The following is a 22,951-nucleotide window of genomic DNA, read 5'->3' on the forward strand; positions in this document are numbered from 1 at the left end:
GCGATACATCAGAAACCAAGCGATCTTAAATCGACCAACGCACTACATCAGTAACTAAGCGACACCTGGTTTTGGGGCTGCTTCGCAGCCCAGCGCGGGGCAAGCCCGCTCACTACAAAAACCGCGCCCACAGGAAGGGATCAGTGAAGCACGCGTGGCCCATCTTCCTTCTCTGGCTCGCCTTCCGCCAGACGACCAGCCATCTGTACGCCCACGCTCAACATGGCTTTAGCCACTTCCACGTGCTGGCCTTGCAGGAACGCTTTTGCGTCCTCGGAAAAATCCAGAATAACCAGAGAACCCTCGTCCTCAGCGCGGCGCAGCTCGATTCGACCGTCAGGCAACTCGACAATTTCCAGAAAGGACGTTGGCATAAAAATGTGTTCTCCACGAAAGGCCAGGATTATATCAGTCATCCACCCAGCCCCGCAGAGGTTCTGAAGAGGTTTCTTTACAGCTTGATGAACGGTGCTTTGTGCTGTGCGCCCGAACAATAGGGGTGCCTCAGCACTCGTTCAACCCTTCCCGAAACCGCAAGGCCATCTTTTTCAGCTCCTGGCGCCAGCTTTCCAGCTCTTCGCGGCTCAATGGCTTGGGTTCATCATCTTCCAGGGCAACCGCCACAATCAGCGGCTGGGTCACATCGCCCTTGGGCACGTGGCGAACCCGTGGCGGCTGGAACATATCAGCATGAGCCTTGAGCAGGCGGGCGACCCAACTGTCAGGGTTTTGAGCCATTTCTACCAATTCCGCCAGCTCTGGGATGGCCATGGCTTCCAGTACTTGCGGGCTCATGATCATCTCTGCACGAGGTGAGCCGGCCTGGGGCAGGCGATAGAACCCGGCAATTTCATGGCACAGCCCCAGCAAGGCGCCGTACAGATGAAACAGTGCGGCCTCACGCCCCGCCTGTACCAGCGCGATGGCGTTCATCTCTTTCCCTTCCTCGGCGCGGCCAAGGGCATCCAGGGACAAACCCGCGAAGTAAATTTTCTGGTTGGTACGGGTATAGAGTTCGTTGGCCATAAAGGCAGTCTCCACAACGAATAGAACGTGATGCCGGCTACGTTTGGAGCGGGCTTGCTCGCAAAAACCTGAGGAAGCCATTATGTACCTGGCTTCCCGCGTTATCGTTAACGATTTTCGCGAGCTCAACACAAAAAAGGCCGCCCATGCAGGCGGCCTTTGTCTTTCACGGATCAGTGGATCAAGCGCCCTGACGCTTGTCCTCCACCTTCCACTTGCCGCCGTCGTAGAACGCTTTCCAGCCGGTAGGCTTGCCGCCCACCTCGGTCTGCACGTACTGCTCCTTGGTCTTGCGGCTGTAGCGGATCACGGCCGGGCGACCGTCCGGATCTTTTTTCGGCGCTTCACACAGGAAGTGGTACTTCGGATCGATTTCATCCTTGTGCGGCACGATCTCCAGCACCAGCGGCGCGCGGGTCTCGCGGTTTTTCGGGAACTGGCTGGCCGCCAGGAACAGGCCCGAAGCCCCGTCACGCAGGATGTAGGTGTCGTTGACCTTCTCGCACTTGAGCTCAGGCATCTTCACCGGGTCCATCTTCGGCGGCGCCGCATCGCCGCTCTTCAGCAGCTTGCGGGTGTTCTTGCAGGTCGGGTTGGTGCAACCGAAGAACTTGCCGAAACGGCCAGTCTTGAGCTGCATCTCACTGCCGCACTTATCACATTCCAGGCTCGGGCCTTCGTAGCCCTTGATGCGGTAGGTGCCTTCTTCAATCTCGTAGCCATTGCAATCGGGGTTGTTACCGCAGATGTGCAGCTTGTGCTTCTCATCCAGCAGGTAAGCGTCCATCGCCGTGCTGCAGATCGGGCAGCGGTGCTTGCCACGCAGGACCAGCGACTCGGATTCGCCCTCATCATCGGCGGCAATTTCATCGCCCGGCACCAGGTTGACCGTCGCCTTGCAGCGTTCTTTTGGCGGCAGGCTGTAGCCCGAGCAACCGAGGAAAACGCCGGTAGAGGCCGTACGAATCTGCATCGGCCGCCCGCAGGTCTGGCACGGGATGTCGGTCATCACCGGCTGGTTGGCACGCATGCCGCTCTCAGGGCTTTCGGCCACTTCGAGTTTTTTCTTGAAGTCGCCGTAGAACTCGTCAAGGACGTTTTTCCAGTCGCGCTCGCCCTGGGCCACGTCATCGAGGTTCTCCTCCATGCCGGCAGTGAAGCCGTAGTCCATCAGGTTGGAGAAGCTCTCGGACAACCGTTCGGTGACGATGTCGCCCATTTTTTCCGAATAGAAGCGACGGTTATGCAGCGCCACATAGCCGCGGTCCTGGATGGTGGAGATGATCGCGGCGTAGGTCGAAGGACGACCGATACCCCGTTTTTCCATCTCTTTTACCAGGCTGGCTTCCGAATAACGCGCCGGCGGCTTGGTGAAGTGCTGGGACGGGTCGAGCTTGATCAACTTCAGGCTGTCGCCCTGGGCCATGTCCGGCAGCACATCGTCGTCGCCAGGCTTGGCAATCTGCGGCATGACACGGGTGTAGCCGTCGAACTTGAGGATACGGCCCTTGGCACGCAGCTCGAAGTCGGAAGCCGCCACGGTGACCGTGGTGGACAGGTATTGCGCCGGCAGCATCTGGCAGGCCAGGAACTGGCGCCAGATCAGCTCATAGAGGCGCTCAGCATCGCGCTCCATGCCGCTCAGCTTGGCGGGCGTGGTATTGGCGTCGGACGGACGAATCGCTTCGTGAGCTTCCTGGGCGCCTTCCTTGCTGCTGTAGACGTTCGGCTTCTCCGGCAGGTACTTGTTGCCGAACTCGCTTTCAATATAGGTACGCGCCATTGCCACCGCGTCCACCGACAGGTTGGTGGAGTCGGTACGCATATACGTGATGTAGCCGGCCTCATACAGACGCTGGGCCATCATCATGGTTTTCTTCACACCGAAGCCAAGGCGGTTGCTCGCGGCCTGCTGCAGGGTGGAGGTGATGAACGGAGCCGACGGCTTGCTGCTGGTCGGTTTGTCTTCACGCTTGACGATGCTGTAGCTGGAAGCCTTGAGCTTTTCCAGCGCGGCCATGGCCTGGGCTTCGTTCAGCGGCTTGAACGCCTCGCCTTTCTCGCGGGCCACTTCAAAGCGCACGCTGGCGCCTTTGGCGGTGCCCAGGTCGGCGTGGACTTCCCAGTACTCTTCGGGGTTGAACGCACGGATCTCGCGCTCACGCTCCACGACCAGTTTCACCGCGACCGATTGCACACGACCAGCGGACAGGCCACGGGCGATCTTGGCCCACAGCAGTGGCGAGACCATGTAACCCACCACGCGGTCAAGGAAACGCCGCGCCTGCTGCGCATTGACCCGGTCGATGTCCAGCTCGCCCGGCTGGGAGAAGGCTTCCTGGATGGCTTTCTTGGTGATTTCGTTGAACACCACACGCTTGTAGCGGCTGTCGTCACCGCCGATGGCTTCCCGCAGGTGCCAGGCAATGGCTTCCCCTTCGCGGTCCAAGTCCGTTGCGAGATAGATGGTGTCGGCATCCTTGGCGAGCCGGCGCAGCTCTTCGATGACCTTTTCCTTGCCCGGAAGGATTTCGTACTTGGCCTTCCAGCCATGATCCGGGTCCACACCCATGCGCGAGACCAGTTGCTTGCGCGCTTTCTCTTTAGGAGTGAGCACCGGACCTTCGCCCGCAGCCGCCTTGCCGCGCTTGGCGGCAGGCTCCTTGCTGGCGCTAGCCGAACCGCTGGTGGGCAGGTCTCGGATATGGCCGATACTCGACTTCACCACGTACTCGTTGCCCAAGTACTTGTTGATGGTCTTGGCCTTAGCCGGGGATTCCACAATGACCAGCGATTTGCCCATGGATCGGAAAATTCCTGAATTCGAGAAGTGAAAGGCAGTTGGCGCCTGTCGCGGCAACGCTATATATAGTGGCAACAAGGTGAGGTCAAGCGCAGCATTCTGCGCGGCCTGCCGTTATTGCCCTGAAAAAAGACTGGGTTCGGCCTGGACCAAAGCAAAGCGCGGGACCTGCTCGCCGTCAACCTCAACGGTCTCCAGGAACATGCTCAACGGGCGCACCCAAAAGCCGTAATCGCCATACAGTGCTTGGTAGAACACCACTTCCTCTTCGGTCTCGGAGTGCCGCGCCACATTAAAAACGCGGTACTGCGGACCTTTATAATGCTGGTAGAGCCCCGGTTCGACTTTCATGCTCTGGCCCTCTTACAAAAATTTGTAAAAAAAAAAAATACAAAACCGCCAAAAAACAAAAACCGGGGCACTGGGCCCCGGCTTGCGTCAACTCAACGCTTAGACGCGTTCGAAGACGGTGGAAATGCCTTGGCCGAGACCAATGCACATGGTTGCAACCCCAAGGTTACCGCCATTTTGCTTCATCACGTTAAGCAGAGTGCCGGAGATACGTGCACCGGAGCAACCGAATGGGTGGCCCAGGGCAATTGCACCGCCGTGCAGGTTAACCTTCTCATTCATCTTGTCGAGCACTTTCAAATCTTTCAGCACCGGCAGGGCCTGTGCGGCGAAAGCTTCATTGAGCTCGAAGAAGTCGATGTCGTTGATGGTCAGGCCCGCGCGCTTCAAGGCTTTTTGTGTGGCCGGTACTGGACCATAGCCCATGATTGCCGGGTCCACACCTGCCACCGCCATCGAACGGATCACCGCCAGCGGCTGGATACCCAGGTCCTGGGCACGTTGCGCCGACATCACGATCATGCACGAAGCACCGTCGGTAATCTGCGAAGAAGTACCTGCGGTCACGGTGCCGCCCTTTGGATTGAAGGCCGGCTTCAGGGCCGCCAGGCTTTCCAGGGTGGTATCCGGACGAATGGTTTCGTCGTAGTCGAACAGTTTCAGGAAACCGTTCTCGTCGTAGCCGTTCATCGGGATGATTTCATCCTTGAACTTGCCTTCCACGGTCGCCTTGTGGGCCAACTGGTGGGAACGCAGGCCGAACGCGTCCTGGGCTTCACGGGTGATGCCGTGCATTTTGCCGAGCATTTCCGCAGTCAGGCCCATCATGCCCGAGGCTTTTGCCGCGTACAGCGACATGTGCGGGTTAGGATCGACACCGTGCATCATGCTGACGTGGCCCATGTGCTCCACGCCACCGACCACGAACACATCACCGTTGCCGGTCATGATCGCCTGGGCGGCAGTGTGCAGCGCGCTCATCGACGAACCGCACAGGCGGCTGACGGTCTGGCCGGCAGCCGTGTGCGGGATCTGGGTCATCAGCGACGCCATGCGTGCGATGTTCCAGCCCTGCTCCAGGGTCTGGTTGACGCAGCCCCAGATCACGTCCTCGACTTCGTTCGGGTCGACCTTGACGTTGCGTTCCAGCAGCTTGCTGATCAGGTGCGCCGACATGTCCTCGGCGCGGGTGTTGCGGTGCATGCCGCCCTTGGAGCGGCCCATCGGAGTACGACCGAAGTCGACGATCACGACGTCTCTTGGATTCAAGCTCATAAATATTCTCGCTCTAGTCGTCTGGGCACTTAACCGAAGAAGCGCTGGCCGTTCTTGGCCATTTCACGCAGCTTCGCGGTCGGGTGGTACAGCGGGCCCAGATCAGCGTATTGATCAGCCAGGGCAACGAACTCGGCCACACCGATCGAGTCGATGTAACGCAGCGCACCACCACGGAATGGAGGGAAACCAATACCGTACACCAGGCCCATATCGGCTTCGGCGGCGGTTTCAACAATGCCATCTTCCAGGCAACGCACGGTTTCCAGGCACAGGGCGATCATCATCCAGTTGATGATGTCCTCGTCCGACACCTCACGCTGTTCGTAGATGACCGGAGCCAGCACTTCGTGCACCGACGGGTCGGCCACTTTCTTCTGCTTGCCCTTCTTGTCGGCCTCGTAGGCATAGAAGCCCTTGCCGTTCTTCTGGCCCAGGCGCTTGGCCTCGTACAGCGCGTCGATCGCCGAGCGGCGGTCGTCCTTCATGCGGTCCGGGAAGCCCTCAGCCATCACATCGCGACCGTGGTGGCCGGTGTCGATGCCGACCACGTCCATCAGGTACGCCGGGCCCATCGGCCAGCCGAATTTTTCCATGACCTTGTCGATGCGCACGAAGTCCACGCCGGCGCTGACCAACTTGGCGAAACCACCGAAGTACGGGAACAGCACGCGGTTGACCAGGAAGCCCGGGCAGTCGTTGACCACGATCGGGTTCTTGCCCATTTTCTTGGCGTAGGCAACGGTGGTGGCAATGGCCAGCTCGCTGGACTTCTCGCCACGGATCACTTCCACCAGCGGCATCATGTGCACCGGGTTGAAGAAGTGCATGCCGACAAAGTTTTCCGGACGCTTGAGGGCCTTGGCCAGCAGCGAGATGGAAATGGTCGAAGTGTTCGAGGCCAGGATCGTGTCGTCCTTGACCTGGGCTTCCACTTCAGCCAGCACGGCTTGCTTGACCTTCGGGTTCTCGACAACGGCTTCGACTACCAGGTCGACGTGGCCGAAATCACCGTAGGACAGCGTAGGACGAATGCCGTTAAGCACTTCAGCCATCTTCGCGGCGGTCATACGGCCTTTGTCCACACGGCCTACCAGCAGCTTGGCGGCTTCCGCCAGGCCTTGCTCGATACCGTGCTCGTTGATGTCCTTCATCAGGATCGGCGTGCCTTTGGACGCCGACTGATAGGCGATACCGCCACCCATGATACCGGCGCCGAGTACGGCGGCCTGTTTCACGTCCTTGGCGATCTCGTCGTAGGCCTTGGCCTTTTTCTTCAGTTCCTGGTCGTTCAGGAACAAGCCGATCAGGCTCTGGGCCGCCGAGGTTTTCGCCAGTTTGACGAAGCCCGCCGCTTCCACTTCCAGGGCTTTGTCGCGACCGAAGTTCGCGGCTTTCTGGATCGTCTTGATCGCTTCAACCGGCGCCGGGTAGTTCGGGCCGGCCTGGCCAGCCACGAAACCTTTGGCGGTTTCGAACGACATCATCTGTTCGATGGCGTTGAGCTTGAGCTTTTCCAGCTTCGGCTGACGCTTGGCCTTGTAGTCAAATTCGCCGCTGATGGCGCCCTTGATCAGGTTCAGCGCGGCTTCCGCCAGCTTGCCCGGCGCAACCACGGCGTCGACGGCACCGACTTTCAGTGCGTCTTCAGCCTTGTTTTCCTTACCGGCGGCGATCCACTCGATGGCGTTGTCGGCACCGATCAGGCGCGGCAGACGCACGGTGCCGCCAAAGCCCGGATAGATGCCCAGTTTGACTTCAGGCAGGCCGATCTTGGCGGTGGCCGACATGACGCGGAAGTCTGCGGCCAGGCACATTTCCAGGCCGCCGCCCAACGCGATGCCATTGATCGCGGCAACGGTAGGCACGTTGAGGTCTTCGAAATCGCTGAAAATCTTGTTGGCTTCGAGGTTGCCAGCCACCAGCTCGGCATCGGGCAGCTTGAAGTTGTCGACGAATTCGGTGATGTCAGCGCCGACGATGAACACGTCCTTGCCGCTGGAAACGATCACGCCCTTGACCGAAGCATCTGCTTTGATGGCGTCTACGGCCTGACGCAGTTCGTTCAGGGTTAGACGGTTGAACTTGTTGACGGACTCACCCTTGAGGTCGAATTTCAGTTCGACGATGCCACTTTCAAGAGCCTTAACCGTGATGGCTTTACCTTCGTAAATCATCAACTGATCTCCACGATATGGAAGCTGAACAGTACACATTGAACGCTGGCCTCTGGTTGGGCATTGATAGTTGCGTCAATGCTCACTCCAATCCGCCAGGCACACCCGCCAATGCGATAGTCGGGGTTCTGTATGAGCGGTCTGACAGACAAACGCTCAATTCATACGCCCGTTTGATTTGGGTACGTCACCTTCATTCAATTCCGAGCAATTGTCAATCGCTCCGAAAGGCTAGTAAAAACGCGACTTTCCAGTCATTTCAGAACCTTTAGCCTAGGTGCGCCTCGCATCAATATTCAAACATTCACGAAATCAATAAGAGAAAAGTTCTGGGAAAAGGCTGTACAGAACGGGATATGCCGCTAGGCTAGCGACAACCTTAATGCGCTGGAGAGAACATCCGTCGCGAGAGATATACAAAATTACCGGCCTGCCTGGCCAACTCCAGCCCGATGAACATGTCGGGCTTTTTATTGCCTGTTTTTCAGGCCAACGCCTTGAGCAGCGCATCAATGTCCTTCAGGACAGCGGCTTCACCCTTCTCCCCCCAATACAGGGCGATCATTTGCCTGTCGGCCTCGACTTTGTAGACATTGGCGGGAAGCGTCGCAAAATGCGGCAACAACTTTTCATCGACGCAGGATTCACGCCATTGGTTGACCCACATTCCAGGCTCCAGCTGCCAGTAACTCCAGATGGCCGGCGCGCTGCCACGGCGCGGCCGACAATACTGTGCACAGGGGCTCGGCGGCTCCTGCTTGAGCCAGTGCGGCCACTCCTGGGGCGCCAATTGCATGGTCAGGCCAATGCGGCGTGCCTCCATGCGCAGGGCCATGCGCCCACTCTGATGACGCGACGGGCGCAGCCATGCCAGAGGGCTCAGAACCACCACAAGGATTGACACCACTATCCAGACCGTCATATGTGTACTCCCGAATTTCCAGTTGAGCGGATTTGATCTGACGCAACTCGATCCGCTTGAAAGCAGCCATACTGAATATATTGCAGTCCCCTGGAGGAACGCCCCATGTCATACGAACATATTCTGGTCGCCGTCGACCTGACCGAAGAGTGCGATCCAGTGATCAAGCGCGCCCGTGCCTTTGCGGTCGCAAGCGGCGCGAAGCTGTCGCTGGTACACATCGTCGAGCCCATGGCCATGGCCTTCGGCGGCGACGTGCCCATGGATCTCTCCCAGTTGCAGCAACAACAATTCGACCAGGCCAAAGAGCGCCTCGACCGGCTCATCCTCAAATATCCCGAAGTGACCAAGGAAAACTCCCACCTCACTTACGGCCAGCCGCGCCAGGAGATTCACCACCTGGCCAAGGAACAGCACTGCGACCTGATCGTGGTCGGCAGCCATGGCCGCCATGGCCTGGCGTTGCTGCTGGGCTCTACCGCCAATGACGTGCTGCACGGCGCGCCGTGTGATGTGCTGGCCGTCAAACTGGTGAAAAACCCTTCTTAAATCAATGAGGGTCAAATGTGGGAGGGGGCTTGCCCCCGATGGCGGAGTGTCAGTCACCAGATGTATCGACTGACAGACTGCTATCGGGGGCAAGCCCCCTCCCACATTTAAACTGCATTCTCATATGAAAAACCCGGTGCTCATCAGATGAGCACCGGGTTTTTCAATGCACTGGAATCACTCAGGCATCCAGCTCAGCCCAACGCTCCATCAGCACTTCCAGCTCCTGGTTCAATGTCTCCAGGGAAGCGATGACCTTGGCGGTTTCAGCCGCAGGGCGCAGGTAGAAACCCGCGTCAGCCATTTCCGCTTCCACCGCGGCAATCTGCTGTTCCTTGGCGTCGATATCACCCGGCAAGGCTTCCAGTTCGCGCTGCAGCTTGTAGCTGAGTTTCTTCTTGCCAACCGGTGCCGCCGGCTCAACCGGTGCCGCAGCGGCAGCCGGGGCGACGACCGCCGAGTTCAGGTCGGCCTTGCCGGACTTGCTCTCGGTCACACCCAGCAAGCGCGGCGAGCCGCCCTGACGCAGCCAGTCCTGGTAACCACCCACATATTCACGCACCTTGCCTTCACCTTCGAAGACCAGGGTACTGGTGACCACGTTGTCGAGGAATGCCCGGTCGTGGCTGACCATCAGCACCGTGCCGTTGAAGGTCAGCAAGACCTCTTCGAGCAACTCGAGGGTTTCCACATCGAGGTCGTTGGTCGGTTCGTCGAGCACCAGCAGGTTGGCCGGCTTGCTGAACAGCTTGGCCAGCAGCAGGCGCGCACGCTCCCCGCCGGACAAGGCTTTGACCGGCGTGCGTGCACGCTGCGGGCTGAACAGGAAGTCGCCCAGGTAGCTGAGCACATGGCGGCTCTGGCCGTCGATATCGATAAAGTCGCGACCTTCGGCAACGTTGTCGATCACGGTTTTTTCCAGGTCCAACTGATGGCGCAACTGGTCGAAGTAGGCCACGTCGATCTTGGTGCCCTCCTCCACCTTGCCGCTGGTGGGCTGCAGGCCGCTGAGCATCAGCTTGAGCAACGTGGTCTTGCCGGTGCCGTTGGCGCCCAGCAGGCCGATACGATCGCCGCGCTGCAAGACCATGGAGAAGTCCTTGATCAGAAACGGACCGTCCGGGTGATGGAAGCTGACGTTTTCCAGCACCATCACTTGCTTGCCCGACTTTTCGGCGGTATCCAGCTGGATATTGGCCTTGCCGGTGCGCTCGCGACGTTCGCTGCGTTCCACGCGCAGAGCTTTCAGGGCGCGTACGCGGCCTTCGTTACGGGTGCGGCGCGCCTTGATACCCTGGCGGATCCAGACTTCTTCCTGGGCCAGCTTCTTGTCGAACAGCGCATTGGCGGTTTCTTCAGCGGCCAGGGCGGCTTCCTTGTGCACCAGGAAGCTGGCGTAGTCGCCGTTCCAGTCGATCAGGCCACCACGGTCCAGTTCGAGGATGCGCGTCGCCAGGCTCTGCAGGAAAGCACGGTCGTGCGTGATGAACAGCACAGCCCCCTGGAAGTCCTTGATGGCTTCTTCCAGCCAGGCGATCGCGCCGATGTCCAGGTGGTTGGTCGGCTCGTCGAGCAGCAACAGGTCCGGCTCGGATACCAATGCCTGGGCAAGCAGCACACGGCGACGCCAGCCGCCGGACAACTCGGCCAGGGTCTTGTCGGCAGGCAATTGCAGGCGGCTCAGGGTGCTGTCCACCAACTGCTGCAGGCGCCAGCCATCGCGGGCTTCGAGGTCTTGCTGGACGTGCATCAGCTTGTCCAGATCGGCATCGGTCACACAGTTCTGCGCCAGATGATGGTATTCGGCGAGCAATGCGCCGACACCGTCCAGGCCCTCGGCAACCACGTCGAACACTGTCCGTCCGTCGGCTACCGGCAATTCCTGCGGCAGCTCGCCAATCTTGAGGCCCGGCGCGCGCCATACGGCGCCGTCATCGGGTTTCTGATCGCCTTTTACCAGCTTCATCATGCTGGACTTGCCGGTGCCATTGCGGCCGATGATGCACACCCGCTCACCACGGGCGATCTGCCAGGACACCTTGTCCAACAACGGCATAGCGCCGAAAGCAAGGGACACATCGCTGAATTTGAGCAGGGTCATGAGCTTCTCCAAAAACTGGGCGCGCATTCTACCTGAGTTGCGGGTGGGATGCGGCCGGCATTTTCGCTATGAACAGGTTCTACAGGACATTTGCGTCTAACTTGGATCAAGCGGGCCGCAAAGCTTTCACCGGCTGCGGGCAAAAGGCTAAGCTAGGGGCAGTCAGTGTCGGCGGTGCCGGCGCTATTCGTGATTTCTCTGCACGGACGTCTCATGCGCAGCCGCCTTTTCAGCTTTTTATCTTGTCTGCTTCTTTCCGTCACCGCCGTTCAATCCGCCCAGGCCGTGGATCTCACCACCCAACGTCAATATTACGATGAAGCCAAGCGCGCCCTGGCCAAAGGCGACAGCGGCCCCTACATGCAATACAGCCAGGCCCTGGCCGACTACCCGCTTACGCCGTACCTGGCCTACGACGAGCTGACCGCACGCCTGAAAACCGCGAGCAATGAGGAAATCGAACAATTCCTCGCCAAAAACGGCGACCTGCCCCAGGCCAACTGGATGAAGTTGCGCTGGTTGCGCTGGCTGGCCGACCGTGGCGACTGGCAGACCTTTGAAAAGTACTACGACCCCAAGCTCAACTTCGTCGAACTGGACTGCCTGCACGGTCAATATCAGCTCACCCACAACCTGAAAGCTGAAGGCTACAAGACCACCGAAAAGCTGTGGATGACCGGCAAGACCCAACCCACCGCCTGCGACGCCACATTCGGTCAATGGGCGGCCGACGGCCAGCTCACCGAGAAAAAGATCTGGGACCGCGCCAAACTCGCCGCCGAAGCGCGCAACTACGCACTGGCCAACAGCCTGGTGAAAACCTTGCCGACCCTCGGCGCCCAGGGCCGCTTGATGGTGGATGTCGCGCAAAAGCCTGACATGCTCGGCGACCCGTCGCGCTTCCTGCCGGCCACCGAGGCCATGTCCGATGCAGTTGGCCTGGGTCTACGCCGCCTGGCACGCCAGGACCCGGACAAGGCCATGGCCCTGCTCGACGGCTACGCCAGCAGCATGCACTTCTCCCGTGACGAAAAAGTGTCGATCGCCCGCGAAATCGGCCTGACCCTGGCGCGCCGCTACGACCCGCGCGCGCTGGACGTGATGACCCAGTACGATCCGGAGCTGCGTGACAATACCGTCTCCGAATGGCGCCTGCGCCTGTTGCTGCGCCTGGCTCGCTGGGAAGAAGCCTACCAGCTCACCCGCAAACTCCCGCAAGACCTGGCGACCACCAACCGCTGGCGCTACTGGCAGGCGCGCAGCCTGGAACTGGCCGAACCGAAAAACCCACAGGCGCTGGTGCTGTACAAAAACGTGGCCAAGGAACGGGACTTCTACGGGTTCCTCGCCGCCGATCGCTCCAAAGCGCCCTACCAGCTGACCAACAAGCCACTGGTCATGAGCCAGGCACTGATGAACAAAGTGCGCAACACCCCCGGCGTGCGTCGTGCCCTGGAGTTCTATGCGCGGGGCCAGGTGGTGGATGGCCGCCGCGAGTGGTACCACGTCAGCCGTCACTTCAACCGTGACGAGATGGTGGCCCAGGCCAAGCTGGCCTACGACATGAAGTGGTATTTCCCGGCAATCCGTACCATCAGCCAGGCGCAATACTGGGACGACCTGGATATCCGCTTCCCGATGGCGCACCGCGACACCCTGGTGCGCGAGGCCAAGGTGCGTGGACTGCATTCAAGCTGGGTGTTCGCCATCACCCGCCAGGAAAGCGCCTTCATGGACGACGCCCGCTCCGGTGTCGGCGCCAGCGGCCTGATGCAACTGATGCCTGGCACCGCCAAGGAAACCGCACGCAAGTTCAGCATCCCGCTGGCCTCCCCGGCCCAGGTGCTCGACCCGGACAAGAACATCCAGCTCGGCGCCGCCTACCTGAGCCAGGTGCACAGCCAGTTCAGCGGCAACCGCGTCCTCGCCTCTGCCGCCTACAACGCCGGCCCCGGCCGTGTGCGCCAATGGCTGCGCGGGGCGGACCACCTGAGCTTCGATGTGTGGGTTGAAAGCATTCCTTTCGACGAAACCCGCCAGTATGTGCAGAACGTCCTGTCTTATTCGGTGATCTACGGGCAAAAGCTCAACTCCCCCCAACCGCTGGTGGATTGGCATGAGCGCTACTTCGACGATCAGTAACAACTTGTAGTGAGCGGGCTTGCCCCGCGCTGGGTGGCGCAGCCGCCCCAACAAGGATGCCTCGATGCTTCAGAGAGACCGAGGTGCCTGGATTTGGGGCGGCTTCGCCACCCAGCGCGGGGCAAGCCCGCTCACTACTTGTCGCCTTCCTTCCCGTCACTGAACTGCAAAGCGGCCAATCGTGCATACAGCGGGTTGCTCGCAATCAGCTGCTGGTGCGTGCCAACCGCGATCAATTTGCCTTGATCCATGACTGCGATCCGATCCGCGTTCTTGACGGTTGCCAATCGATGCGCAATCACCAGGGTGGTGCGCCCTTGCATCAACTGCGGCAGCGCCTGCTGGATCAAATGCTCGCTCTGGGCATCCAGGGCGCTGGTGGCTTCGTCCAACAGCAGGATGGGTGCATCTACCAGCAATGCACGTGCGATGGCCAGGCGTTGGCGTTGACCACCGGAAAGGCCCATGCCGCCGTCGCCGAGGTGGGTCTGGTAGCCGTCGGGCATTTGCAGGATAAAGTCGTGGGCGTGGGCGATGCGCGCGGCGGCTTCGACCTGCTCACGCGTGGCGGACGGGTTGCCGTAGCGGATGTTTTCTTCGACGCTGCCGAAAAACAGCGCCGGGCTCTGGGATACCAGGGCAAAATGCCGACGCAGGTCCATGGGGTCGAGATCGGTCAGCGGGTGGCCTTCCAACAGGATGCGGCCTTGTTGTGGATCGTAGAAGCGCAGCAACAGGTCGAAAATCGTCGATTTACCCGCCCCGGACGGCCCCACCAGGGCGAGGGTTTCGCCAGGGTTGATCGTGAGGCTCAGGCCATCGATGGCATAGCGGTCTGGCCGCGACGGGTAGGAAAAATGCAGGTCCTGCAATTCCATGCGCCCGCTGACCCGCTCCGGCAACTGCAGCGTGCCAGTGGCCGGTGCCTGGATCTCGTTGCTCGACTGCAATAGCTCGCCGATACGCTCAGCGGCCCCCGCAGCGCGCTGCAACTCCCCCAGCACCTCACTCAAAGTGCCCACGGCACTGCCGACGATCAAGCTATAGAACACAAACGCCGCCAGCTCACCGCCGGAAATGCGCCCGCTGATCACGTCCATGCCCCCCACCCACAGCATCACCCCCACGGCGCCCAGCACCAGCATGATCACCAGGGTAATCAGCCAGGCCCGTTGGGCGATGCGCTTGCGCGCCGTGGCAAACGCGTCTTCCACGGTCACGGCGAAGCGTTGTTCGTCCTGCACCTGGTGGTTGTAGGCTTGCACGGTCTTGATCTGGCCGAGGGTCTCGGACACGTAGCTGCCCACATCGGCGATACGGTCCTGGCTCAGGCGCGAGAGGCTGCGCACGCGGCGACCGAAAATCAGGATCGGAGCCAGCACCAGCGGCAAGGCCACCACCACGATACTGGTCAGCTTGGGGTTGGTGACAAACAACAAAACGATGCCGCCGATGACCATCAACCCGTTACGCAGGAACAACGACAAGGACGAGCCGATCACCGATTGCAGCAGCGTGGTGTCGGTGGTCAGCCGTGACTGGATTTCCGAACTGCGATTGTTTTCATAGAACCCCGGATGCAGATAGATCAGGTGGTTGAACACCTGCCGACGGATGTCCGCCACCACCCGCTCGCCAATCCACGAGACCAGGTAGAACCGGGTAAAGGTGCCTACGGCCAGGCCCAGCACCAGCACCATGAACAGCCCGATGGACTGGTTGAGCAGGTGCGGTGACTGGGTCATGAACCCTCGGTCTACCAACAGACGGATGCCCTGCCCCATCGACAAGGTGATACCCGCCGTGACAATCAGCGCCAACAAGGCCCCCAGCGCCTGCCAGCGATAGGGCGCGATAAAACGGCTGGCCAAGCGAATCGCATGACGTTGACGGACTGAGAACATGGAGGGTTTCACCTGCGCCAAGAAAGAGAGGTCTGTGCACAGCAACATTGGGGGAACTTGTGTAAATAACAATGAGTCAGGTTATTTATGCCCGCCGATACAGGCTGCTAGAGGCTATCGGTCTAAAGCACGGCTGGAAATATGTATCGGTTTCTGGTGGACTGGATACCCGCACCGTGACTTTGCAAGGAGTTGTAATAGCTCGGTCACGCGGAGAAATTAAACTAGGTACACAACCTGATGAGGAGACAGGCCATGACCTTGCAAAACAGCAGCGATGCCAAAATTAACGTAATCCGCCAACCGCAGCAGTTGCCTTGCTCGTACATCGACGCCAAGGGCCGCGAGGTTCAGATTACCGAAGAGATGATCCAGCAAGCGTGTCACGAGCTGGAACAGCGACTGGTCAAACCTGCCCAGCAAGGCTGAAGCGCCCACGCTCTTTCAAACCCGGCCTCGATGGCCGGGTTTTTTATTGTGTGCTCGTTTATTGGGGGCTAGATCGTTACCGCGCCCAAGGCGGACACGATGCTCGACAAGGCTGGCGATTCGCCGTTGATCCGCACGCGCAGGCCATCAATCTCGCGGCGCTCCGGATAGTGCTTGCGCAGCAGGTCGAAAGCCTTGCGCTGCTCTTGCTCGCTGCCTACGAGGCTGCGGCGAAAATCCGCATCATCACGGCGCGGGTCATACACGCTGCGGCACAAGGTCGCCAGCGCCCAGGCCGGGTCGGTCGAGGCATTCAGGTGCACCTCGGCCAGCCACGGCGCCGGCAGCAGGTCGCTCAATTGAATGCTGGCCGGCTGGCCCAGATGCGCACAGAGCGCTTGATAGATCTGCGCCGTCCCACGTTGCTTGCCGTCCAGGCTGTAACCGGCAATATGCGGCGTGGCCAGCACGCACAGGTCAGCCAGGTCGACATCCACCTGCGGCTCGCCTTCCCACACGTCCAGCACCGCTTGCAGGTCTTCGCGAGCCAGCAACACCTCGCGCAGGGCTGCGTTGTCGACCACCGGCCCCCGGCTGGCATTGATCAGCCAGGTGCCGGGCTTGAGACGATTCAGACGCTCGCGATCAAACAGATGCCAGGTGGAACCATTGCCGGATTGAGTCAGCGGCGTGTGCAGGCTGATCACATCGCATTGTTCGATGATCTGCTCCAGGCTGACGTAATCACCGTCTTCGGCGATCTGGCGCGGCGGGTCGCACACCCGCACATCCCAGCCCAGGCCCTTGAGCACCTTGACCAGGCGCCCGCCCACTTCACCCGCGCCCACCACGCCGTAGGTGCGCTGCTTGAGGTCGGCCCCCTCGATTTCAGCCAGGGTGTGCAAGCTGCCCAGCACATAATCCACCACACCCCGCGCATTGCAGCCGGGGGCGCTGGACCAGGCAATGCCGGCCTGCGTGAAGTATTCCAGGTCCAGGTGATCGGTGCCGATGGTGCAGGTTCCGACAAACCGCACCGCAGTCCCCTCCAGCAAGGCTCGGTTGACGTGGGTCACCGAACGCACTAACAGCACATCGGCCTGCTCGACCGTGGCGCGGTCGATGGAGCGACCGGGCACCCGGCGAATTTCGCCAAACCCTTCGAAGAAGGCATCGAGCAGCGGGATATTTTCGTCGGCAACAATCAGCATGGCAGGCTCCTTTCGCGGACCCGCAGTGTAACAGCGCGCATTCCCGGTGGGAGGGGTGTTGGGGGGAGGACGCTTACAAATCGCTAACACAGGTTTTTTCCTGGCCAATGCGTCAAAGCGTAGAATCCGCCGTCCTTGCACTTCGCTTCCCGATTGGACACCCCCGCACGTGAACACTGCCACCACCCCCCTCACCCGCCCCGCCCGTATCAGTCGGGAAGTGCGCGGCCTGCTGACCCTCGCCCTGCCGATCATGATCGGCCAACTGGCAACCACGGCGATGAGCTTTGTCGACGCCGTGATGGCTGGGCGCGTCAGCCCGCAGGATCTGGCGGCGGTGGGCCTGGGCAATTCGATCTGGATTCCGGTGTATCTGCTGATGACCGGCACCCTGCTGGCCACCACGCCGAAAGTCGCCCAGCGCTACGGCGCCGGCCAGTTCAGCGAGATCGGCCCACTGGTGCGCCAAGCCCTGTGGCTGGCGCTGGTGGTCGGGATCAGTGCCGCGTTGTTGCTGCTCTGCGCCGAACCCATCCTGCATGCCATGAAGGTCGAGCCCGACCTGATCGAACCCTCCATGGGCTACCTGCATGGTATCGCCGCAGGCATGCCGGCTATCGCGTTCTACTACGTATTGCGCTGCTTCAGTGACGGCCTGGGCCGTACGCGACCGAGCATGGTCATGGGCCTGTGTGGGTTGGCGCTGAACATTCCCCTGAATTACATCTTCATCTACGGCCACCTGGGCGTACCGGCCATGGGCGGCGCGGGCTGTGGTTGGGCGACGGCGATTGCGATGTGGGTGATGATGCTCGGCCTGGCCGCCTGGACCCGCTGGGGGCCGGCCTATCAGAGCAGCGAACTGTTCAAGCGTTTCGACTGGCCCCAGTGGTCGGTGATCAAGCGCGTGCTGGGCATCGGCCTGCCCATCGGCGTCGCGATCTTTGCCGAGTCGAGCATCTTCGCGGTGATCGCCCTGCTGATCGGCAGCCTGGGCGCTACCGTGGTCTCGGGTCACCAGATCGCGCTGAACGTCAGCTCCCTGGTGTTCATGATTCCTTATTCCCTGAGCATGGCGATCACCGTACGCGTCGGCCAGGCCCTGGGCCGTGGCGAACCCCGTGAAGCGCGCTTTGCCGCCGGGGTCGGCATGGGTACGGCGTTGGCGTACGCCTGCTTGTCCTGCGGCCTGATGCTGGTGTTCCGCGAACAGATTGCGACGATCTACACCCCCGACCCGGTCGTGATCCACCTGGCCTCGACGCTGATCGTGTTTTCGGCGCTGTTCCAGTTCTCCGACTCGGTCCAGGTCACCGCCGCCGGCGCGCTGCGTGGTTACCAGGATACCCGGGTGACCATGGTGCTGACGTTGTTCGCCTATTGGGGCGTGGGCCTGCCGGTAGGCTACGCCCTGGGCCTGACCGACTGGCTCGGCGCGCCCAGCGGCCCAAGCGGCTTGTGGCAAGGGCTGATCGTGGGCTTGAGCTGTGCGGCGGGGATGCTGCTGGTACGCCTGGCGCGCAGCGCACGCCGGCGCATCCGTGCGCACAAGGCGTATAGCTAGGAACGCAAATTCAGGAAGCGTTCTTGCGAATCCAATACAGGTACGTACCGGCCTGCTCCTGCTGATCCACCAGTTCGTGGTCAAGGAACACGCAGAACTTGGGAATATCGCGGCGGGTCGACGGGTCGGTCGCGATCACCTTGAGCAAGCCGCCCGGCGGCAGGTCACGGATGTGTTGGTGCAGCATCATCACCGGCTCCGGGCAGTTGAGGCCCGTTGCATCGAGCACTGCGTCTACAGGCAAATCGAGGGGTTGGTTCATACATCACTCCTGAAACGGCACCGCTCAAAATGTGGGAGCGGGCTTGCTCGCGAAGACGCGGGCACATTCAACATGGATTTCGAAGGTTATACCGCCTTCGCGAGCAAGCCCGCTCCCACAGGGGTTTTGTGGTCAGTTCAAGTCTTCAGCGGGTCTTGGGTTTCTTCGCAGTTTCCAGCCGACGCAAGTGGCAAGTCACTTCTTCACGATCGTGATACAGCTGTTTGCAGCCGATCTCCACGCGAATGCCGCGCGCCTTGAAGCCTTCCTCGATACGCTCCAGCAAGCGCTTGACTTCGGCATAGCGCTGCTTCATCGGCAACTTGAGGTTCACCACCGCCTCACGACAATGCCCCTCGCCGATCCAGGTTTCCAGCAGCGCTGCATTACGCGCAGGCTTTTCAACGATGTCGCAGACCATCCAGTCCACCGGCTGCTTGGGCACGAAGGTGAAGCCGTCGGCCATCAAATGCTGCACCAGGCCGGTGTCCATCAGGCTTTCGGCCATGGGGCCGTTATCGATGGCGGTCACCAGCATGCCGCGGTTGACCAGTTGCCAGGTCCAGCCGCCCGGTGCTGCGCCCAGGTCGACGCCGGTCATGTCGCTGTGCAGCCGCTCGTCCCACTGCTCGCGGGGGATGAAGTGGTGCCACGCCTCTTCCAGTTTCAACGTCGAGCGGCTCGGCGCTTCGCGGGGGAACTTCAGGCGGGGGATGCCCATCGGCCACATCGCCGAATTATTCGACTCGGCCAGGCCCATGAACACCTCACGACCACTCTTGAAGGTCAGCAGCAGGCGCGGCTTGCTCGGGTCGTCCACCAGCTTGCCGGCGTTCAACAAGGCTTTGCGCAGGTGCACTTCGAATTTCTTGCAGAAATTCGACAGCTCTTTGCCGTCGTTGGTGTCGACCATTTCCAGCCACAGGCTGCCGCACACCGGGAAGCCTTGCAGGTGCGCGAGGATCACGCTGATGCGATCCGTTTCCGGCAAGTCGATAAACACCCCGCGCGCCCACTGCCTTGGGAAGATCAACTCGGCAAAACGCTGGCCGTGCATCAGGCGCTGGGCGCCGTCTTCTTCGGTGCAGACAAATTCGGCGCAGGCGCTGCCGGTCTTGGCCTTGGCGTAGCCGGAAACGTTCAGGCGCGCGGCGTGCTCCGCGATCTCGGAACAGACTTCGCCTTCAAAACCCGGGCGGCAGTGCATAAAAAGGGTGTTCATCAACTCTCCTGGTGAATCGACCGGCTTGCGCTATCGCAATACCTGTCATGAAAACCCGCGCATGATAACGGAGTTCTGAACCTTGGACTTAGCGATAGAGTCCAGTTATTAGCCTGCTAATGAAAACAGGGCTAACGTGTAAGGCTCTGTTCGTCCCGTCAGGTCCGTAGCCGTGCGGACCATAAGGAGTCACGTAATGTCATCCCTTGATAGCCTGAGAACCCTTAAAACACTGGAAATAGACAGCAAGACCTACCACTACTTCAGCCTGCCCGAAGCCGCCAAGAGCCTGGGTGACCTGGACACGTTGCCGATGTCGCTCAAGGTGCTGCTGGAAAACCTGCTGCGCTGGGAAGACGCCAAGACCGTCACCAGCGCCGACCTCAAGGCCATCGCCGCCTGGCTCAAAGAGCGCCGGTCCGACCGCGAGATCCAATACCGCCCCGCACGGGTGCTAATGCAGGACTTCACCGGCGTACCCGCCGTGGTCGACCTGGCCGCCATGCGCGCCGCCGTGGCCAAGGCCGGGGGCGACCCGCAGCGCATCAACCCGCTCTCCCCGGTGGACCTGGTGATCGACCACTCGGTGATGGTCGACAAGTTCGGCAGCACCAGCGCGTTCGAGCAGAACGTCGACATTGAAATGCAGCGCAACGGCGAACGCTACGCCTTCCTGCGCTGGGGCCAGAGTGCCTTTGACAATTTCAGTGTGGTACCGCCCGGCACCGGCATCTGCCACCAGGTCAACCTCGAATACCTGGGCCGCACCGTATGGACCAAGGACGAAGACGGCCGCACCTACGCATTCCCCGACACACTGGTGGGCACCGATTCCCACACCACCATGATCAACGGCCTGGGTGTACTCGGCTGGGGGGTGGGCGGGATCGAAGCGGAAGCAGCGATGCTCGGCCAACCGGTGTCGATGCTGATTCCGGAAGTCATTGGCTTCAAGCTCACCGGCAAGCTCAAGGAAGGCATCACCGCAACCGACCTGGTGCTGACCGTCACCCAGATGCTGCGCAAAAAAGGCGTGGTGGGTAAATTCGTCGAGTTCTACGGCGACGGCCTGGCCGACCTGCCTCTGGCGGACCGCGCCACCATCGCCAACATGGCCCCGGAATATGGCGCCACCTGCGGTTTTTTCCCGGTTGATGAAGTGACCCTGGACTACCTGCGCCTGTCGGGTCGCCCGAGCGAAACCGTCAAGCTGGTTGAGGCCTACACCAAGGCCCAGGGCCTGTGGCGCAATGCGGGCCAGGAGCCGGTGTTCACCGACAGCCTGGCACTGGACATGGGCGACGTCGAAGCCAGCCTCGCCGGGCCGAAACGCCCGCAGGACCGGGTCTCGCTGCCCAATGTGGGCCAGGCGTTCAGCGACTTCCTCGACCTGCAGTTCAAACCCGCGAGCAAAGAAGAGGGCCGCCTGGAAAGCGAGGGCGGCGGTGGCGTCGCGGTGGGCAATGCCGACCTGGTGGGCGAAACCGACTATGAAGAGGCTGGCCAGACCTATCGCTTGAAAAACGGCGCCGTGGTGATCGCGGCGATCACCTCCTGCACCAACACCTCCAACCCCAGCGTGATGATGGCGGCCGGGCTGGTAGCGAAAAAGGCCGTGGAAAAGGGCCTGACCCGCAAACCTTGGGTCAAGAGTTCCCTGGCGCCTGGCTCCAAGGTGGTCACCGACTACTACAAGGCGGCGGGCCTCACCCAATACCTGGACAAACTGGGCTTCGACCTGGTGGGTTATGGCTGCACCACCTGCATCGGCAACTCCGGCCCACTGCCCGAGCCGATTGAAAAGGCCATCCAGAAAGCCGACCTCACCGTCGCTTCGGTTCTGTCCGGCAACCGCAACTTCGAAGGCCGCGTACACCCGCTGGTGAAAACCAACTGGCTGGCCTCACCGCCGCTGGTGGTGGCGTATGCCTTGGCCGGTACGGTGCGCATCGATATCAGCCGCGAACCGCTGGGCAACGACCGGGATGGCAAGCCGGTGTACCTCAAGGATATCTGGCCAAGCAGCCAGGAAATCGCCGACGCGGTGGCCCAGGTCAGCACGGGCATGTTCCACAAGGAATACGCCGAGGTGTTTGCCGGGGACGCGCAATGGCAAGCGATTGAAGTACCGCAGGCCGCGACCTACGTGTGGCAGAAGGACTCCACCTACATCCAGCACCCGCCGTTCTTCGATGATATTGCCGGGCCTTTGCCGGTGATCGAGGATGTCAAAGGCGCCAAGGTGCTGGCCCTGCTGGGGGATTCGGTGACCACCGACCACATCTCCCCTGCCGGTAATATCAAGACCGACAGCCCCGCCGGCCGCTACCTGCGCGAGCAAGGCGTGGAACCGCGCGACTTCAACTCCTACGGCTCACGCCGGGGCAACCATGAAGTGATGATGCGCGGCACCTTTGCCAATATCCGCATCCGCAACGAAATGCTCGGCGGCGAGGAAGGCGGCAATACGTTGTATATCCCCACCGGCGAGAAGATGGCGATCTACGATGCGGCGATGAAGTACCAGGCGGCGGGCACGCCGCTGGTGGTGGTTGCCGGGCAAGAATACGGCACCGGCTCCAGCCGCGACTGGGCGGCCAAGGGTACCAACCTGCTGGGGGTCAAGGCAGTGATCGCCGAGAGTTTCGAGCGTATCCACCGTTCCAACCTGGTGGGCATGGGCGTGCTGCCCTTGCAGTTCAAGCTGGATCAGAACCGCAAGACGCTCAAACTGAGCGGCCGGGAGACGATCGATATTCTTGGGCTGACCGACGCCGAGATCGAGCCGCGAATGAACCTGACGCTGGTGATTACCCGGGAAGATGGCAGCACCGAGAAGGTCGAGGTGCTGTGCCGGATTGATACCCTGAACGAAGTCGAATACTTCAAAGCCGGGGGCATCCTGCACTACGTACTGCGCCAACTGATCGCCTCCTAGAAAACTCAAAGGAGATCAAATGTGGGAGGGGGCTTGCTCCCGATAGCGGTGTATCAGGTTGAGTCTGTGTACCTG

At 60.8% G+C, this 22,951-nt stretch carries 17 protein-coding genes; 5 read left to right on the forward strand and 12 right to left on the reverse strand.

The features are described from left to right. Window positions 1–140: 140 nt before the first annotated feature. The 7 genes from ACQRBT_RS01630 to ACQRBT_RS01660 all read right to left on the reverse strand — a co-directional run bounded on the left by ACQRBT_RS01630 (window position 141) and on the right by ACQRBT_RS01660 (window position 8,554). Window positions 141–374, reverse strand: coding sequence for a hypothetical protein (locus ACQRBT_RS01630; RefSeq protein WP_017254451.1), 234 nt, complete (start codon window positions 372–374; stop codon window positions 141–143). 130 nt (window positions 375–504) lie between these two features. Beyond that, window positions 505–1,026 carry a DUF6586 family protein gene (locus tag ACQRBT_RS01635; protein ID WP_060753145.1) on the reverse strand — a complete coding sequence of 174 codons (522 nt, stop codon included), beginning with the start codon at window positions 1,024–1,026 and terminating at the stop codon, window positions 505–507. A 181-nt stretch (window positions 1,027–1,207) separates the two neighbouring features. After that, window positions 1,208–3,829: a type I DNA topoisomerase gene (gene topA, locus ACQRBT_RS01640; protein WP_412047210.1), complete on the reverse strand. Its 2,622-nt coding sequence runs from the start codon at window positions 3,827–3,829 to the stop codon at window positions 1,208–1,210. Between the two features lie 114 nt (window positions 3,830–3,943). Then, window positions 3,944–4,180, reverse strand: coding sequence for a DUF1653 domain-containing protein (locus ACQRBT_RS01645; RefSeq protein WP_021490990.1), 237 nt, complete (start codon window positions 4,178–4,180; stop codon window positions 3,944–3,946). A 99-nt stretch (window positions 4,181–4,279) separates the two neighbouring features. After that, a complete protein-coding gene (fadA, locus tag ACQRBT_RS01650; protein WP_016975260.1) occupies window positions 4,280–5,455 on the reverse strand; it encodes an acetyl-CoA C-acyltransferase FadA in 1,176 nt (391 codons plus the stop codon). A 29-nt stretch (window positions 5,456–5,484) separates the two neighbouring features. After that, a complete protein-coding gene (gene fadB / locus ACQRBT_RS01655) occupies window positions 5,485–7,632 on the reverse strand; it encodes a fatty acid oxidation complex subunit alpha FadB (RefSeq protein WP_060753143.1) in 2,148 nt (715 codons plus the stop codon). Window positions 7,633–8,116: 484 nt separating this feature from the next. After that, entirely contained in the window at window positions 8,117–8,554 is a 438-nt protein-coding gene (locus ACQRBT_RS01660; RefSeq protein ID WP_412047211.1) for a hypothetical protein, read from the reverse strand. Window positions 8,555–8,659: 105 nt separating this feature from the next. On the opposite strand from ACQRBT_RS01660, the gene ACQRBT_RS01665 reads away from it, so the two are divergent. Beyond that, the gene (locus ACQRBT_RS01665) at window positions 8,660–9,103 is read left to right on the forward strand and encodes a universal stress protein (protein ID WP_060753141.1); all 444 of its coding nucleotides are present in this window, start codon (window positions 8,660–8,662) and stop codon (window positions 9,101–9,103) included. A gap of 181 nt (window positions 9,104–9,284) precedes the next feature. Here ACQRBT_RS01665 and ACQRBT_RS01670 read toward each other — a convergent pair whose 3' ends face one another. Beyond that, entirely contained in the window at window positions 9,285–11,204 is a 1,920-nt protein-coding gene (locus tag ACQRBT_RS01670; RefSeq protein WP_104995824.1) for an ATP-binding cassette domain-containing protein, read from the reverse strand. A 213-nt stretch (window positions 11,205–11,417) separates the two neighbouring features. On the opposite strand from ACQRBT_RS01670, the gene ACQRBT_RS01675 reads away from it, so the two are divergent. Further along, the gene (locus tag ACQRBT_RS01675) at window positions 11,418–13,346 is read left to right on the forward strand and encodes a transglycosylase SLT domain-containing protein (RefSeq protein ID WP_412047212.1); all 1,929 of its coding nucleotides are present in this window, start codon (window positions 11,418–11,420) and stop codon (window positions 13,344–13,346) included. A gap of 134 nt (window positions 13,347–13,480) precedes the next feature. Here the strand turns inward: ACQRBT_RS01675 and ACQRBT_RS01680 are convergent, their stop codons facing one another. Then, window positions 13,481–15,298: an ABC transporter transmembrane domain-containing protein gene (locus ACQRBT_RS01680; RefSeq protein ID WP_199777900.1), complete on the reverse strand. Its 1,818-nt coding sequence runs from the start codon at window positions 15,296–15,298 to the stop codon at window positions 13,481–13,483. Between the two features lie 207 nt (window positions 15,299–15,505). Here ACQRBT_RS01680 and ACQRBT_RS01685 point away from each other — a divergent pair, with 207 nt between their 5' ends. Continuing rightward, on the forward strand, window positions 15,506–15,679 hold the full coding sequence (locus ACQRBT_RS01685) for a PA1571 family protein (protein ID WP_060753137.1): 174 nt from the start codon (window positions 15,506–15,508) through the stop codon (window positions 15,677–15,679). A gap of 68 nt (window positions 15,680–15,747) precedes the next feature. Here ACQRBT_RS01685 and pdxB read toward each other — a convergent pair whose 3' ends face one another. Continuing rightward, on the reverse strand, window positions 15,748–16,890 hold the full coding sequence (gene pdxB / locus ACQRBT_RS01690; RefSeq protein WP_104995821.1) for a 4-phosphoerythronate dehydrogenase PdxB: 1,143 nt from the start codon (window positions 16,888–16,890) through the stop codon (window positions 15,748–15,750). A gap of 169 nt (window positions 16,891–17,059) precedes the next feature. Here pdxB and ACQRBT_RS01695 point away from each other — a divergent pair, with 169 nt between their 5' ends. Next, window positions 17,060–18,454, forward strand: coding sequence for an MATE family efflux transporter (locus ACQRBT_RS01695; RefSeq protein WP_104995820.1), 1,395 nt, complete (start codon window positions 17,060–17,062; stop codon window positions 18,452–18,454). 10 nt (window positions 18,455–18,464) lie between these two features. On the opposite strand, the gene tusA is transcribed toward ACQRBT_RS01695, so the two are convergent. Together tusA and rlmM are read right to left on the reverse strand one after the other, a co-directional pair. Then, window positions 18,465–18,716: a sulfurtransferase TusA gene (gene tusA, locus ACQRBT_RS01700; protein WP_060753134.1), complete on the reverse strand. Its 252-nt coding sequence runs from the start codon at window positions 18,714–18,716 to the stop codon at window positions 18,465–18,467. Between the two features lie 145 nt (window positions 18,717–18,861). Then, window positions 18,862–19,938 carry a 23S rRNA (cytidine(2498)-2'-O)-methyltransferase RlmM gene (rlmM, locus tag ACQRBT_RS01705; RefSeq protein ID WP_060753133.1) on the reverse strand — a complete coding sequence of 359 codons (1,077 nt, stop codon included), beginning with the start codon at window positions 19,936–19,938 and terminating at the stop codon, window positions 18,862–18,864. Window positions 19,939–20,134: 196 nt separating this feature from the next. On the opposite strand from rlmM, the gene acnA reads away from it, so the two are divergent. Continuing rightward, window positions 20,135–22,876 carry an aconitate hydratase AcnA gene (gene acnA, locus ACQRBT_RS01710; RefSeq protein ID WP_412047213.1) on the forward strand — a complete coding sequence of 914 codons (2,742 nt, stop codon included), beginning with the start codon at window positions 20,135–20,137 and terminating at the stop codon, window positions 22,874–22,876. The last annotated feature ends 75 nt before the right edge of the window (window positions 22,877–22,951 follow it).

The sequence above is a fragment of the Pseudomonas sp. R19M genome (assembly GCF_050312585.1).
In the GTDB taxonomy this organism is placed as follows: Bacteria; Pseudomonadota; Gammaproteobacteria; order Pseudomonadales; family Pseudomonadaceae; genus Aquipseudomonas; species Aquipseudomonas palleroniana.